Here is a 16,051-nt window from a genome sequence, read left to right on the forward strand (position 1 = left end):
GTTAAGATTTGCGTTTTTTTTTAAATGTTGACCGATTGATCAACCGATTGTTTTTTCATATGAATATAGAAACCTAACAATATCACAACTAGTATAACGCTTACAATCCAAAATGTGTTGGTGATGTGCCCTTTGAATGCGGCGTTGTAAAAAACGCCTGCAAATGAACCGCCGAGCGCCGGTCCTAAAACAGGAATCCACGCGTACTTCCAATTTGAACTTCCTTTGCCTGCAATCGGAAGGACAAAGTGGGCGATTCTCGGCCCCAAATCGCGGGCAGGGTTAATCGCATAGCCTGTTGTTCCGCCGAGCGAGAGCCCGATCGCCACGATCAGAAATCCGACAACGAGCGGATTCAGTCCGTCAGTAAACTTGTTTGCACCGATCGCTAAAAGTCCGAGAACGAGAACAAAAGTCCCCAATGTTTCACTGAACAGGTTTGCAAATGTATTTGGAATCGCCGGCCCTGTCGAAAATACTCCCAGCTTCGCGCCTTGATCTTCGGTTTCTTTCCAGTGCGGCAAGTAGTGAAGAAAAACGAGCACCGCTCCTAAAAATGCGCCGATCATCTGTCCCAAAATATAGGAAGGCACTTCTTTCCAAGGAAAATCTCCGACAAATGCCAGCCCCAATGTAACGGCGGGATTTAAATGCGCTCCGCTGATGCCGCCGACGGCATATACCGCCATGGCCACGCCAAGCCCCCAGCCGAAGACGATCACAATCCATCCGGATTGATGGGACAGCGATTTTTTCAAATTAACTCCTGCACAAACTCCAGCTCCAAAGACGATGAGCAGCATCGTTCCGATAACTTCCCCCCAAAATGCTGTCAAGGCTATCCCTCCTAAAATCTATTATGAAGTGTTATTCTAAGATGAACACCATGGGTTCACCTTCTTCACTGTGTCTAAAAGACCATAAAAAAACACAGCAAACTTTCTTTACATCATACTGAGTAAAGAACTGCTGTGGTCTCCGGGTCTCCGTCACAATGTATTAACTTAGTAAGATCGTATCGTATAGTGAAAGCGTTGTCAATAATTTTTCACATTTTAAATTTTTACTTCCAGTATTTTTTCCATAAATCAGTGTCTGAGGTGGTGACTGCGGACGCCCCTGCTGCAAGCGCCTGCTCGACGTCTTTTTCGGTACGGATAAACCCGCCCGCAAAGATCGGAATGCCGGTTATTTCTTTGACTTCCTTGATCAGTTCCGGCACCACTCCGGGAAGCACTTCTATATAGTCGGGTCTGTGCTTTTTCACCAATTCAATACTCTTCTTCATGGCGCTTGTGTCTATTAAAAACATGCGCTGGATCGCATATACTTTCTTCTGCTTTGCTTTTGCGATAACGCTTGATCTTGTAGAGAGAATGCCCGCCGGCTTCATTTCCTGGCAAATGAATTCCGCCCCGTATTCATCATGCTTAATTCCTTGGATCAGATCGACGTGCACAAACATTTTTTTCCCATGGGATCTGGCCGCGCTGATGACGCCTCCCAGCTGTCCAAGGTGGATGTCAAGCAGGACCCCGTATGAAAACGGGCTGTCCAGGAATGTATCAAACTGCTTCATATTACGTACCGCAGGTAAAATTTGTTGATCGTGAAAACTCATGTTCCATCTCCTTCACTTGCTATCTTGCTTCTGTATTACACTAATGGAATTTCCGCCTCATTGCAATCCTTTATAAACAGAAGCCTCTCACGGTGCCCGGGCAAATCATTTTACATTTACCTTCAGTCATGTCCATAATTTAACACAACCAACTCGAATGGGGGAATTTTTTATGAAAGCGATCATCCATGAAGGAATCAAGGGCCTTTCAGGACTGAAATATACAGACGTTTCCGACAAAACGCCCGGTCCGGGTGAAGTCAAAATCAGACTGAAAGCGGCCGGACTGAACCACCGTGACTTGTTCCTCTTTCAATCCAGGGAGGCGGGTGATGCCCCATTTATACCCGGCTCCGACGGAGCAGGCACGATCGAAGAGACAGGCGAAGGCGTTCAGGGCCTCGCCGTTCATACAGAGGTGATCATCAATCCGAGCATCGGCTGGGAATATACGGATTCTGTTCCGCAAGTACCCGACATTCTCGGCGGCCCATCTGACGGAACCTTCGCAGACCATGTCATCGTCCCGGCGAAGCACGTGTTGAAAAAACCGGCGCACCTTTCCTGGGAGGAAGCAGGCGTCTTGCCTTTATCCGCTCTGACCGCTTACAGGGCTTTATTTACGAAAGGACATTTAAAAAAAGGCGAACACATCTTAATACCGGGAGTCGGCGGAGGCGTCGCCACAAACGCAGTGCTCATGGCAAAGGCAGCAGGCGCGCGGGTGACTGTAACCTCCCGAAGCGAAGAAAAAAGAAAAGAAGCGCTCCGCTATGGGGCGGATCTCGCAATTGAAAGCCGCGGTCTGTGGAAAGAAAGCTTGGGCGGGGAACGGGTTGATTTAATCCTCGACAGCATCGGTCCGGCAACTTTTGCGAATTATTTCGATGTCATCAAGCCGAACGGAAGGATCATCAATTTCGGCGCCAGCTCGGGAGACAGCATCCAGCTTCCGCTGCGCTCGCTCTTTTTCCCGCAGATCAGCATCATCGGCACTTCGATGGGCAGCCTCGAAGAATTTCGGCAAATGATTGATTTTATCGAACGCCATTCCCTTAAGCCGGTGCTTGATCAAGTGTTTCCTTTATCAGAAGCGGTTGCAGCCTTTAAACGGATGAAAGACGGGGAGCAGTTTGGAAATATCGCTTTGCAAATAGGCGGGTAACCTCTGGGGAACGGCGGCTTGCCAGTCATCAGCCGCCGTTTTTTGGTTTTGACCGAAAAAAGAGGTCAGCCCCATAATGAAAGCAGCCACAGCACGACCGGAAGGGTGACGATGCTGAGCATTGTACTGATAAACGTCGCGCTTGAAACGATTTCCGGCTTTGTTTCAAACTGAACCGCCATCAAAGTCGTATTCGCCGCTGTCGGCATGGCCGCCGCCAACACCATGATCTGTTTAACCAGCCCGTCGACGGGAAGAATCAGCGCAAACCCCAAGGCAATGAGCGGAGACACGAATAGTTTCAGCAAAAGCGAGTAAGAAATTTTCCGGTATTCGATATGTTGAAAGGAAATCACCGCAAGCTGCATGCCGAGAATAATCATAATCGTCGGAATCGCGGCGTCCCCCACCAATTTAATTCCCGTCATTAACTGTTCGGGAATCGAAATATGCCCCAGCTGAAAGCATATGCCGAGCAGCGCACCGTATGCGACCGGCATCCGGATAACCCTTGTCATCACAATTTTAAATCCGCCCGCTTCAGGGCTTCCTTTCGCTGCATAATATATGCCGATCGTGCTCATGACAAGCTGCTGAAGCACCATCAGCACAACGGCGATATCAAGCCCGGCCGTGCCGTAGACAAGCAGGACGACGGGAGTGCCGTAGTTTCCGTTATTCATGAAAGCGGATGATAAAACGAGAGCGCACCGCTCCTGATTGGAATACCCGTGAACATATGAAATGAGGTAGACAAATAGAATCAAAATGAAACAGAGGCCGAGACAATAGACAGACATATAGATATAATCCATCGTCAGCTTGTTCTCATAAAACGTATCAAACGCTAAAAACGGAGACATTAAATACAGGGACATTTTAGATAGGTTCTGAATATCAAAATGAAGCAGCTTTTGTCCGATGAACCCGATCGCAAATATCCCGAAAACCGGCAGTAAAACAAGCACAAACTCCATGATGCACCTTCTTTTTATGTATAACCGTTCTCATTAATACTATCAATCATATAGAAAATTCCGTTTGTTTTCAACGGTGTTTCCAGCCCGTTTGCAGTAAAAGAGCTCCCGCATACCCGGCCCTGCTTGGCTAGGTATGCGGCAATCTTCTTCATGTACTGGGATGCGGCTGTAAGGAGAACTTGTTCACTCACATTCCGTTTCCCCTGAAACAGACAAACGATTTTGCGGGCCTCCCCTACATGTCGGATGATGACTTTCTGGCGGTTCTTTGATCTTGGCAGTGCTCAAGCAATGGGCATGTTTCAGGATTTTTATATGACCGGCAGCCTTTCGGTCTTGCTGGTTTAGGCAAATGCAACTGTCTTTTCACTGTCCTTTCAAAGGGCATCATTTTTTCTGCCGCAGGCAAATAAAAACCGCAGACAAAAGAAGACATACATTGTCTCTACTGCCTGCGGGAAGTTGCGGATGTCCGTCTATTCCGATTTAATGCGTGCGAAAAGCATTGGTTAAGGAAGGACACGAACTCTTCCACAGGCTGAATGAGCCATGAGCTTTTCCTTGTGCATCACATTCTGCTGTCTCATTGTCATGCTGTTCAGCCTCCGTTGCTTTTTTCTTACTTTGTAAGTACACCCGCCTAATCCCATTTCATCATCATCTTTTTCCAAAAACGGACGGCATTTGTATGTTTGCCCTTTGTTTATGATACCCGCTTCATTTCTTTTCTGGAGCGGTCTTTCTTGTAGTATCCAATAAAATAAATGAGACCGACGAACACGGATCCGCCAATGACATTGCCGATAAAAGCCGGAATGATGTTTCCGATAAACTGCCCCCATGTGAACGAGCCTGCAAAAATGGCTGCGGGAATCACAAACATGTTGGCGACAACGTGCTGAAATCCGATTGCGACAAAAGCCATAATTGGGAACCAGATGCCAAGGATCTTCCCTGCTCCGTCTTGTGCGCCGAAAGAAAGCCATACAGCAAGACATACAAGCCAGTTACAGCCAATGCCGGAAATGAGAACCTTGCCGAAGCTCATATCGAGTTTCCCTTGTGCAATGGCGATCGTTTTTTCTAAATAAGGACCTGTTTCAGTCAATCCAACCAAATGTCCGAAAAAGTAAGCAACAAACAGTGCCCCGATTAAGTTCATAATCGTAACGATTCCCCAGTTAACCGCCAATTGTTTCAGTGATATTTTTCTTGAAAATAAAGCCATCGCAACGGACATCATATTCCCTGTGATCAATTCAGCGCCAGCGAGCACCACAAGGATCAGACCGACAGGAAATACGGCAGCTCCGATCAGGCTGGACAGGCTTCCCCATTCTTTCGGCAGGTCGCCGATTACCCTGATATCAAGCAAGTACCCAAGCGCGATAAATGCGCCGCCTAAAAACCCCAATACAAGCAGAGACGGCAGCGGGAGCTGTATCTTTTTCATTCCTGCTTCAATTGCCGCCTCCGCTATTTCATCCGGTTTTCGAAAAGCCATACTAAAACCTCCATTATTTCTTCTTTTCTCACAGTTATGGCAGAAAGACAATAAAAAAAGGCAGCACTCAAATAACCTGTGTCAACCAGGCGTTTGAATGCTGCCTAACTTGTATGCATACCCATACAACAAAATCAAGCAGAATTAAGATATCGAAAGAGAATATATACAGTCCGTGCATACATTCCATTGCTTTTGCCTTCTATAACTGTAGCAATATCCTATCAAATGTGATAAAAATGTGTCAACCCTGCCGCCGCTTCTCTCTTGCGAATGTATAGTTCCCTTCATACTTGACGAGTTTTCTGCCGTCAAGCCACCAGGTGACATTGAAAAGCCGGTCAAGAAAGTATCTGTCGTGCGAAACCGCGATAATCGTCCCTTGAAATTGGCTTAATGCTTCTTCAAGCATCTCCTTCGATTCGATGTCCAAATGGTTTGTCGGCTCATCGAGGATCAGCACATTATGGTTTTGGTGAACGAGCTGGGCCAAGCGAAGCCGCATCCGTTCGCCTCCGCTTAAATTTTTCACTTTTTGAAAGACGGATTGGCCGAAAAACAAAAACTTTGCAAGCAACATTCTGGCTTCGCCTTCTGATGCAGAAACATGTTCACGGAATTCGGCTAAAACCGTGCGCTCTTCCTCCATTTCGCCGACATGCTGCGTCAGATATGCGGCCGATAAATTGCTGCCAAGCTGCACGTCACCGCTGTCCGGTGTTTCCTTTCCGCTAATGATGTTGAGCAGCGTCGTTTTGCCGCTGCCGTTCTCTCCGACGATGGCGGCGCGCTCCTGAAAACGGACATGCATACTGAGATTGTCAAAAAGCAACCGCTCACCGAAGCTTTTGCAGACATCCTCAAGCCTGACGACATCTTTTCCGCTTCGTTCATCCATGCTGAAAGCTAAATCGATCTTTTTGCGTTCCAGTACGGGTTTCTTCACCTTCTCCATGCGCTCCAAAGCCTTTTCCATGCTTTTGGCTCGCCGGTGCAGGCCATCATTCGGAGGATTGGCGCGATTCGCCCATTCCTTCAGCCGCTTGATCGTTTCCTTCATTTTTTTGATTTTCTTCTGCTGATCCTGATAGTCATGAAATTCTCTCATGAGGCGCTCTTCCCGTTCATCGGCATAATGTGTATAGCCGCCTTTGGAAAAGTGAAGCTCTCCCTGGTCGATTTCAAGAATTGAGGTGACCGATTCATCCAGGAAATAGCGATCATGCGATACAATGACTGCTGTGCCTTTGTACTGCTTTAAAAAAGACGTCAGCCATTCGATCGCTGTCAAATCCAAATGGTTTGTCGGTTCATCCAGTAAAAGCAGATCCGGAGCTGACAAGAGAAGCCTGGCAAGACCCGCTTTCGTCCGTTCTCCTCCGCTTAACTCCCGCCACTCGGCATCGAGTAGCCGCTCGATATTTAAGCCGTGCGCTACCCGTTCGATTTGCGCACTGATGCCGTAGCCGCCTTTCCGTTGAAATTCATCTTGTAAAGCCCCGTACTTTTCCAATAGAAGACTGAGTTTTTCCTCGTCTTTTTCAACGGCCAATTGCCGTTCAATCCGGGAAAGCTTCTGCTGTGTGTCCCATAATGACGAAAAAACATCATACAGCAGCTCTTTTACCGTTTGGCTGCCGTCCCATGCGGGATTCTGCTCCAAGAGCCCCGTTGATAATCCTTTTTTCCAAGTCACAAGGCCTTCATCAGGTTTCGCTTGGCCGCCGATCAGCTTCAGCAACGTTGTTTTTCCTTCCCCATTTCGTCCGATCAGACCGATTCGCTCCCCTTGGTGCAGGTCCCATGACAGCCCGCTGAAAATCGTATGTCCTCCGTATGTTTGCCCGACATGTTGCAAACTGCATATCATCATCTATTTTTCCTCCGCACTCCGTAAAGAGACACCGAGCATAAAAAAGACAGCAGAGCTTACACCCCGCCGTCAGCATCAAAAATCCGATTGTGGGCAGATGTCTCTCACTGGTATTTTTTCCAATTGAATGTGTAAAAAAGGGCAGACTGATCCCGTAATACGCATTCCCCGGAAAAAATCGCGCGACAAATATACAGATGAGCTTGCATATCCGTCATACGCTTACCAGTTTGATTCATCTTTTCCACCTCCTTTTAATAGTTACAATATATGAAAAATAAAGATAAAAGTCAACATGAAAAAGCCGGCCTAAAACGGCCGGCACACGAATCTGCTATTTTTGATAATGAATCCGGTAGATGTCATGGCGTCTGTCCTTGAGCTGCCGGACGGTTCCGTCCTGCCGCTGCCTTCTGAGAATTTCCAGGTCGACATCGCCGATGACCACCATTTCAATGTTCGGATTGCATTCTCCGACGATTCCATCCCTTGCGAATTCAAAATCTGAAGGAGCAAAAATCGCGGATTGTGCATATTGGATATCCATATTTTCGGTTTGCGGCAGATTGCCGACCGTACCGGAAATAACCGTGTACACCTGATTTTCAACCGCTCTTGCTTGAGCGCAGTATCTGACTCGCAAATAGCCTTGGCGGTCTTCCGTGCAGAAAGGGGTGAAAATAATCTTGGCCCCTTTTTCGGTTGCGATTCTGCCGAGCTCCGGGAACTCGATGTCATAGCAGATCTGGATCGCGATTTTGCCGCAGTCTGTGTCAAAGACGCGCACCTCGTCCCCCCTGCTGATGCCCCACCATTTTCGTTCATTCGGGGTAATATGAAGCTTATATTGCTTTTCGATAGTTCCGTCCCTTCTGAACAAGTAAGCGATATTGTAGATCTTCCCTTCTTCTTCAACGAAGTGGGAACCGCCGATAATGTTGACATTGTATTTAACGGCAAGATCTGTGAACAGGCTGATATAGTCTTCTGTATATTCGGTGATCCGCTGAACAGCCAGGCTCGGTGAACGCTCTTCAAGAAACGACATCAGCTGCGTCGTAAAGATTTCGGGATAGACGGCAAAATCCGCTCCCGCGTCTGAAGCCACGTCTGCATAGTATTCGACTTGGTTGGCAAACTCCTCGAAGGAATGAATCTGCTTCATCTCATATTGAATCACACAGATTCTTACCGGAAAAGCTGATTTGTAATAGCGCTTCGTCTGCGGCAAGTAGTCGACATTATTCCACTCCATCAATGTCGCATATTTGCTTGATGCTCTGTCATCCGGGAGATAGTTCGGATTGATCCTCATCATCGTAAATCCGTTCAACAGTTGAAACGAAAGAACCGGATCATAGATCTGGTGGTGGATGACTTGTTCGACATACTCCCTCGGCGTCATCTCGGAAGCGTACTTATGATAGTTCGGAATCCTGCCGCCGATGATAATGCTCTTTAAATTCAAGCGCCTTGCCAGATCTTTACGCGCTTCATAGAGACGGTGGCCGATCTTCATCCGTCTGTATTCAGGATGAACCATGACCTCGATCCCGTACATGTTTAAACCGTCGGGATTGTGATTCGTAATATACCCGTCGTCTGTAATATCTTGCCATGTGTGTCTGTCATCATATTCATCAAAGTTGATCAACAGGCTTGAACAGGAACCGATGACTTCTCCGTCAAGCTCTGCGCAAAACTGGCCTTCCGGGAAGTGTTCCAAATGGCTTTCCAGATGTTCCCGTTTCCATGGGATCATTCCCGGAAAACATAGCTCTTGAAGCCCGATGATGCTGTCGATATCTTTTTCTTCAATATTGCGGATGACAATCTTTTTTTCAAAGCGGGAAAGATCCAGTTTTTCAGACACGTCCCATTCCTCCTCTGCCTTCTTTATGATGGATTGGAAATTTTTTCGATCAGCTGCTCCAGCTCCATTTCCGCCATTGATTCCAAACGGTGGTCATAATGCTCGAACAGCAAGCTTTTCGTTACTTTATTCGGTACAATCACACATTTCATTCCGGCTCTTTTCGCGGCGACTGATCCGTTGACAGAATCTTCGAATGCAATGCACTCCTCAGGCTTCACACCGAGACATTCCGCCGCTTTTAAATAGAGTTCCGGGTTCGGTTTGACTTCCTCAACATCATCGGCCGTTCTGATGCACTCGAAATCATCGTACAGGCCGATTTGTTTCAAATGCTGAGACACCCATTTATAATCCGAGCTTGACGCCAAGCCGATTTTTAAACCGAGCTCTTTCGCCGCGGACAAATAAGCTTCCACACCGGGACGCGCTTTTTCGCTTTCCATTCTTTTCGTAAAACGCTCTTGCCTCAATTTCGTCAATTGCTCATGGTCCAGCTTTTTTTGCAGCTGTTCCTCCAGATAAGAAAACGGCTGGAATCCGGCGGCCGTGCCGATGACATTTCCCCAAACCGACATAGGCAGCTCTGAGCCATGTTCTTCAAAAATTTCCTGGAGCACTTCATATTCATGCGTTTCTGTATCTAAAATAAGACCGTCAAAATCAAAAATCACTGCTTTAATCATCGCGCTTTAGCCCAACTCCTTTTGACTGTTTGCACCATTCATTGTATCCTTCTTGCCGCCCCTTGAAAAGAGAAGACACTAAAAACCGGTATGTATAAATGAAGAAGAGCCTGCTGTAAGAGGCAAGCTCTTCCGTTCTTACTGAGTCCGCGCCGGAGTGGAGATGTTCGTAAGCGCCTGTCCGGCAGATTCGTTGGACATTTCGTTTACCGCCAGATCCCCGAGCGCCAAAATCCCAACTAAATGGTTGTTATCGACGATCGGCAGACGGCGGATTTGACTTTGAGCCATCAGCTGTGATGCTTCTTCAAGGCTCATGTTCGGATTCCCTGAAACAACATTGGTTGTCATCACGTTTGAAACAGGCGTCTGTCCATCCTGGCCTTCCGCTGTCGTTCTGAGTGTGATATCACGGTCTGTGATCATTCCTTTTAACACGCCTTGATCTACGACCGGGATCGCCCCTATATTATGACGGCTCATCAACTCAGCCGCTTCTTGAACCGTTTGATTGGAAGAAATTGTCGCCACTTGCTTAGACATTGCATTGCTGATTGTCGTCAATAGACTGCACCCCTTTCGATTGTTAGTATGTACAGGTCGCGCACATGCTAAAAAGGAAGTTGGCACCATTTCATTGTGTTTTCCGCTTATTTCTTATATCATCTTTTCATAAAAAGAAGAGCTTTTCCGAAAACGGAACAAGCTCTTTCAATTCAGGCAAAAGCCGATTTTACATCAGCATTTTATTCTCGGTATTCACGATATGAAAGTCGGCGGATGTCAGAGGGAAGTACAAACCGCAGTCATTCAGCTTGCGGCAGTTTTTATCGAACAAATCACGGTCTTTCAGCATCCACCGGCGCTTCGCCTTAGTTAATAAGGCATGGATCAATTGCAGGCTTGTCATAATCTGAAACGCCTCATCGAGCGTTCCTTTGTATTCATCCTCTTTCAATTCAAGCATGCCCTGCTTTTTAAGTTCTTTTATTTTTTGTTTATTCAAGTACAATGGAAATATTTGATACAGCTCTGATACAAGCTCTTCTATATAAATTTCTTGTTCTTCAGTTGCTGCCTTTACAATTCGCAAATTGATCACCCTTCATCCCTTGTTCAAATCTCTTCAATCAGAATATCATACATAAACAATGGGCTGTGAAGGTAAGTGTTTCCTAATGGCTGAACGCTTTTTACAGAAAGGAGCAGTAAAAATGAACCAAAAAAACCACGGCTTAATCTTTAGTGCAGGCAGCCGGCATGACGGCGAACATTTATTTGCATTTCTAAAAAGAGAAGCGAAAGCATCGAAGCCTGTCATTCAATACTGGGTCGCAAACGAGAAAATTAAAGTGAATCATAAACCCGTAGATCATAACGTTCGGCTGGAGAGCGGAGACAGCGTGATGATCGATCTCAGGGAGGAGGAAGAAAGCGGAATCGTCCCTGAATACGGGGAACTTCCCGTTCTGTTTGAAGATGATCATATGCTCATTGTCAATAAGCCGGCGGGAATGGCGACACATCCGAATGAAGCTGGCCAGACCGGTACGCTGAGCAACCTTGTGGCGTTTTATTTTCAAATGAACGGCGAGGAGCGGAAAGTCCGGCACGTCCACCGTCTTGATAAGGATACGAGCGGCGCTGTCGTTTTTGCAAAGCACCGCCTCGCCCACGCCCTTTTAGACGAACAGCTGCAAAGAAAAGAACTGTCGCGTACATATCTAGCTGTAGCGGAAGGGAAATTCAGAAAAAGAACAGGAACCATTTCGGCGCCGATCGGCAGAGACAGGTACCACCCCGTCAGAAGAAGGGTGTCCGATTCCGGACAGCCCGCCGTGACCCATTTTGAATCGAAAGAGTATGACAGCCGGCACGATGTTACACTATGCAGGCTGCAGCTGGAGACAGGCCGAACCCACCAAATACGTGTTCACCTTGCAAGCATCGGCCATCCTTTGTCAGGCGACACTTTATACGGCGGTTCAGAGGGGCTTTTTCCGAGGCAGGCTCTTCACGCGATCGAAATCAATGTGACCCATCCGATCACAAAAGAACCCGTCACTGTCACAGCACCGCTGCCGGATGACTTGAAAGACGAAATCGGACGACTGTTCGGCACGATTGATTAAACATAAAAAAGGCTGTCCATTAAGGACAGCCTTAAAGCGGTTTTGCATACATAATATAGCGCTCAGGCGCATTTCCGACATAAGAAAACGGATAGCATGTCGTTAACAGCAGTTCTTCTTTTTCGTGCTGCAGCGTGATGATGGATGTATCATCTTGATCAACAATTTTCGTGTGTGTGATTTCATATTCGAAGCTTCCGTATGGAAGCTCGATTTTCAGCTTATCTCCGATTTCAAGCTCTCCTGTTCTGCGAAAAACCGTATCCCTGTGCCCCGAAAGAACAATTTGCCCGTTTTGTTTTGGATAATAGCTGTCTTTATAATGACCGACGCCTTTTTTCAAATCATCGGGACTGGTTCCTTCAACGATGGGAAGCTCAGCGTCCAGTCTGGGAATATGGAGGATGCCTGCCGCTTCGCCGTTGTCGGGTTTAAACGATGCGGGCGCTGAGGGATGCTTTGCTGAACGGACGGATTGACTCGATGCAATGGCTTCTTTTGCTGCAGTTAAAGAAATATCGGTCTGTCTGTTCATATCGAATATTTTCCAGCCGCCGTATGCAAAAATGGCAAGCCCCGCCGTCATAAGCAGAAACGATAACATCTTGACTTTCATAGTTTTGCAATACCCCTTTTCCGCATATAAAGAATCGCTCCAAACATAAACGTCAGGAAGCCGTACAAAAGGAAACCGCCGTAAAAGGCCGCCGTATCGGGCAGCTTGTGCTCTTCACGCGAATCTGACAGAAACGCATCATTTGATAGACCGTCCATCTTCTCCTCCGGCGCATCCGCCCCTTCACCGATCGTCACGCCTGCAACAGGAGCAGCTCCGCTCTTTGACGTATCGCCATGAACCGGCTTTTCTCCGCTGTCATTGCCGGGCTTTTCTCCATCGCCCTTATCTCCAGCCGGTTTTTCTTCGTCATTCGGATCAGCGCCTCCGCTTCCGGGTTTTTCTTCATCATCAGGATCAGCTGGCTCTTCTCCCGGACGCGAATCATCTTCTGCTAATTTTTTGATTCGTCCTTCGGCAGCGTAAGCGATCGGTTCTTTAAAGCTTTTGACAAATTCTACTGTGGCTTCGATATCCTCCGGCCCTGTGACCGAATTTTTTCCAAGCCGGGAAATCGGCGAATACTTGCTGCCCGAAGCAGATGCCATAAAGTTGTTTACGGTCAGCGTATATGTCCGGTCTAAATCAATTGGCGTTCCGTCCTCAAGAAAGATATCCGCGGTTTTATTTGTTTTCGGGTTCCATGTGTAGGTAAAGCCGCTGATCGAGTAATCCGGACCGTATGATGGGGATATTTGCGCGTCTATAATATCGTATAAATCCCTTCCTTTAATTTCAAGCCTGACGAGTACGTTGCCGAAAGGCTGGATATTGAACAAGTCTCCCCATGTAATCGTTCCTTTTTTTAAATCTTGGCGGATCCCGCCCCCGTTCATCAATGCGAAATCTGAATTCATCGCGTGCCGCATGCCGTCAGCAATCAGATTTCCGAGAGGGGTGTCTCCGTCATTTGAATAGCCTCCTGCCATATCGCGCGCTGCTTCACCGACTTTCTCACCGATGATCGGCGCAACCATCTGCTCATATTTATCCAGTATCTGACCGACCGCCGGATCAGGCTTGAGCTTTTCCTGATTCACATATTCGATTTCCGCTTTCTTTTGAACAATGTCTTTCGATTCCCGATCGATTTCAAGATCGACAACACCGATTGCCTTCCCGTATTCGTATGCTTGAACGATTAAAATATCATTGACTTGGCCGTTGACCACTTCATGATTGTGGCCGGCAAAGATAACATCGATCTCGGGATCTGCTTTTTTGGCAAGTTCGGCTGATTCACCGGTCACAACTCCGCCGTCCTGGGAAGCTGTCATATGGGCGAGCACCGCTATCGCCCGGACCCCTTTCGCTTTCAATTCTTTTGCAGCCTGGTTGACGGCCTTTGTTTCATCTGTAAATTCAATTGAGCGAATCCCTTCGGGCATGACCATATTGGCAGCCGCCTGTGTCACGACGCCGATAAAAGCGACAGGCACTCCTTCAACTTCAATGATTTCATATGGAGGAAGAAAGCTGTCCCCGCTTGTTTTCAACTTGCAATTGGCGCAGACAAGCGGGAAATTCTGTCCGTCATAACCACTTGTCCCTTTCCCTTCAGGGTGTTCGCCGCCGTTCAACATGCGCAGCAGCTCTTCGGTCCCTTCATCAAACTCGTGGTTCCCGACGGTTCCAATGTCAAATCCGATTTCCTCCATGACTTCAACTGTCGGTTCGTCTTGAAGCAGGGAAGAAACCGGCGAGCTTCCTCCGATCATATCGCCTGCATGGACGATCAGCGTATTTTCACGTTCGGATTTTTTTTCTTTGATTAATGCTGCTGCATAATCCATCCTGCCGAATGTTCCATCCGTCCGGCCATCGCCGTTTAGATCGAGCTCATATTGCTGATCGATCTTTCCATGCAGATCATTCATGCTTAACAGACGCAGCGGAATATTGCCGCTTTGCTCTTTTTTCGAATAGCCTGCAGCTTCCGCTTCTTCAGCCGTCGCAAAGAAAATTCGTCTTTCCACCGGAATCTCTCGCCACTTTTCAGGCACGACATACGTTTTTTCCGCAGAGTCTCCGACGTGCCGCGTCAGCCCTTTGCCTTGCTCCCTGGCACGAAATTCAAACGGCATTTCGAGGAGGGGATCAGCGGGATTCCAAATGCCGATTTTCTCGTCTTTCGCCTTTTTGACGGCGCTTTGAAACAATTGATAGTCTTCATCACTTCCAATCGGCCAAATGAAATAGGTGACAGCCATCCCCTTTTGGACAAGCTGCAAATTCGTATTGACGCCGTCTTCAGTGATGACTTGGGCAAGCAGGCGGCCGTAGCTGTCTTTTGCTTCTTTGCCCACCTTCACAGTGACTTTGTCTCCCGGAGCCAATATAGACTGCAAATATTCCTTCGCCTTGTTTCCATGCTTCAGCTGGTTTTCATCTAATTCATTTTTCGGTGTATGATAAGTTTCGGCTGTATCTATGTTGACATAGCGGACTTTTGTAGATCCGAGAACCGGCTCTTTTAAGTGGATCGTATCCCCGTCAACAACTCGTTCGACAACACTTTCGTATTCCCCTTCAGCAGCGGGGGGAGGATGCCCGACGCCGTCTAATATCTGAAGGTCGTCCTGCTTTCTTGGCAGAAGCTGCACCGTATCATAACGGCTTAACACGCCGGTAATTTCGTACCATTGTCCTTGTTCTATCGATTCGGCGGCATTCGTTTGTTCCATCACCCTTAGTGTGAGCGGATGATAGTTTTCATCGATCATCGTGATATTATAGCCGCCGCCTGCCGGCGTATCCGGCTTTGTTTCAATAAAGCCTTTCATCTTCACAAGCCGGCCTTCGTATTCAGCTGCCGTTCCGTGATCGAGCACATCTTTAATGGTCAACGGAACAGGGTCAGGCAGTGCCGCTCCTTCTCCGGTTACTTCAATGCCTGACGGTACAGGAACAATTTCTGTCAAACCTTTGAATGTCGTGATCTTCCCTGTGACCGAGACAGACATCCCCTCTTTCAGCTCCGGAAAATCGCCTTGTACAGCGGAATAAATATTGATTCCCGCCGTGTCGTCCTGAATAAATGTGGACAGTTTTCCTCCTCCGACAGCTGCTTGATCCGCAGTGACGATTCCTTTGATTTTGACCGTTTCATTTAAAAGCTTGCGCGCCTCGGCTATCGTTTTGATCTCCGGCTGGACTGGCGGCGCATCGCCTCCGGAAAATGTGATGGATTGAACGGATTTCAAACCGGGGGAATTAAAATATGTAGAGCGTTCGCCTTCAATGATGAGTTTTTTTCCGATGAGATGAGGGTTTGTCTTTAAACCGAACTGGTCTCTGAAAGATGCGGGTATCTGCACGGGGAGTATGTTCTCAGGTGATGTTTCCTCTTTTTTATCTGCGATTGCGATGTTATAATCGTTGGCGAAATTTCCGCTGAAACGATAATGGCCGCTCGACACAGTATGCCCGACGACATACCCTTCAACGGCTGCATGCCCTTCGTTGTGCTTAATCGCTTCTTCTACGGTAATCGTTTCTGAAGCGCGCGATACGTCCGCAAACGGCGCTAAAAAAGACGCAATCATCATAAGGGTGATCGTCAAACCAGCTAAAAAACGACACTTTAGAACATTGACCATAT

The 16,051-nt window shown here is 47.5% G+C and carries 14 protein-coding genes; 2 read left to right on the forward strand and 12 right to left on the reverse strand.

Translation table 11 applies throughout. The features are described 5' to 3' along the window. Window positions 1-20: 20 nt before the first annotated feature. Together M1D90_RS17030 and M1D90_RS17035 are read right to left on the reverse strand one after the other, a co-directional pair. Entirely contained in the window at window positions 21-836 is an 816-nt protein-coding gene (locus M1D90_RS17030; RefSeq protein ID WP_020450709.1) for an MIP/aquaporin family protein, read from the reverse strand. 227 nt (window positions 837-1,063) lie between these two features. Next, a complete protein-coding gene (locus M1D90_RS17035) occupies window positions 1,064-1,621 on the reverse strand; it encodes a glycerol-3-phosphate responsive antiterminator (RefSeq protein WP_026579996.1) in 558 nt (185 codons plus the stop codon). Between the two features lie 172 nt (window positions 1,622-1,793). Here M1D90_RS17035 and M1D90_RS17040 point away from each other — a divergent pair, with 172 nt between their 5' ends. Continuing rightward, window positions 1,794-2,786 (forward strand): quinone oxidoreductase family protein, encoded by a 993-nt coding sequence (locus M1D90_RS17040; RefSeq protein ID WP_023856502.1) that lies wholly within the window; start codon window positions 1,794-1,796, stop codon window positions 2,784-2,786. A 65-nt stretch (window positions 2,787-2,851) separates the two neighbouring features. Here M1D90_RS17040 and M1D90_RS17045 read toward each other — a convergent pair whose 3' ends face one another. The 8 genes from M1D90_RS17045 to M1D90_RS17080 all read right to left on the reverse strand — a co-directional run bounded on the left by M1D90_RS17045 (window position 2,852) and on the right by M1D90_RS17080 (window position 10,804). Beyond that, entirely contained in the window at window positions 2,852-3,763 is a 912-nt protein-coding gene (locus tag M1D90_RS17045) for an AEC family transporter (RefSeq protein WP_020450706.1), read from the reverse strand. Between the two features lie 14 nt (window positions 3,764-3,777). Beyond that, window positions 3,778-3,957 (reverse strand): hypothetical protein, encoded by a 180-nt coding sequence (locus M1D90_RS17050; protein ID WP_142300486.1) that lies wholly within the window; start codon window positions 3,955-3,957, stop codon window positions 3,778-3,780. A gap of 512 nt (window positions 3,958-4,469) precedes the next feature. Then, window positions 4,470-5,270, reverse strand: coding sequence for a formate/nitrite transporter family protein (locus M1D90_RS17055; protein ID WP_448155682.1), 801 nt, complete (start codon window positions 5,268-5,270; stop codon window positions 4,470-4,472). Between the two features lie 244 nt (window positions 5,271-5,514). Then, the gene (abc-f, locus tag M1D90_RS17060; protein WP_456282919.1) at window positions 5,515-7,143 is read right to left on the reverse strand and encodes a ribosomal protection-like ABC-F family protein; all 1,629 of its coding nucleotides are present in this window, start codon (window positions 7,141-7,143) and stop codon (window positions 5,515-5,517) included. 334 nt (window positions 7,144-7,477) lie between these two features. Further along, a complete protein-coding gene (locus M1D90_RS17065; RefSeq protein WP_020450701.1) occupies window positions 7,478-9,016 on the reverse strand; it encodes a bifunctional GNAT family N-acetyltransferase/carbon-nitrogen hydrolase family protein in 1,539 nt (512 codons plus the stop codon). 23 nt (window positions 9,017-9,039) lie between these two features. Beyond that, window positions 9,040-9,702 carry an HAD family hydrolase gene (locus M1D90_RS17070; protein WP_456282920.1) on the reverse strand — a complete coding sequence of 221 codons (663 nt, stop codon included), beginning with the start codon at window positions 9,700-9,702 and terminating at the stop codon, window positions 9,040-9,042. A 138-nt stretch (window positions 9,703-9,840) separates the two neighbouring features. Next, window positions 9,841-10,245 (reverse strand): CBS domain-containing protein, encoded by a 405-nt coding sequence (locus tag M1D90_RS17075; protein WP_373367315.1) that lies wholly within the window; start codon window positions 10,243-10,245, stop codon window positions 9,841-9,843. Between the two features lie 190 nt (window positions 10,246-10,435). Next, entirely contained in the window at window positions 10,436-10,804 is a 369-nt protein-coding gene (locus tag M1D90_RS17080; RefSeq protein WP_026579999.1) for a DUF5365 family protein, read from the reverse strand. A gap of 112 nt (window positions 10,805-10,916) precedes the next feature. Here M1D90_RS17080 and M1D90_RS17085 point away from each other — a divergent pair, with 112 nt between their 5' ends. Then, a complete protein-coding gene (locus M1D90_RS17085) occupies window positions 10,917-11,834 on the forward strand; it encodes an RluA family pseudouridine synthase (protein ID WP_035339123.1) in 918 nt (305 codons plus the stop codon). A 31-nt stretch (window positions 11,835-11,865) separates the two neighbouring features. Here M1D90_RS17085 and M1D90_RS17090 read toward each other — a convergent pair whose 3' ends face one another. Both M1D90_RS17090 and M1D90_RS17095 read right to left on the reverse strand, forming a co-directional pair. After that, window positions 11,866-12,450 (reverse strand): class D sortase, encoded by a 585-nt coding sequence (locus tag M1D90_RS17090; RefSeq protein ID WP_023856493.1) that lies wholly within the window; start codon window positions 12,448-12,450, stop codon window positions 11,866-11,868. Then, entirely contained in the window at window positions 12,447-16,049 is a 3,603-nt protein-coding gene (locus M1D90_RS17095; protein ID WP_456282921.1) for a 5'-nucleotidase C-terminal domain-containing protein, read from the reverse strand. Before M1D90_RS17095 ends, M1D90_RS17090 begins: the two co-directional genes overlap by 4 nt. Window positions 16,050-16,051 lie beyond the last annotated feature (2 nt).

Source organism: Bacillus sp. JZ34 (genome assembly GCF_053903205.1).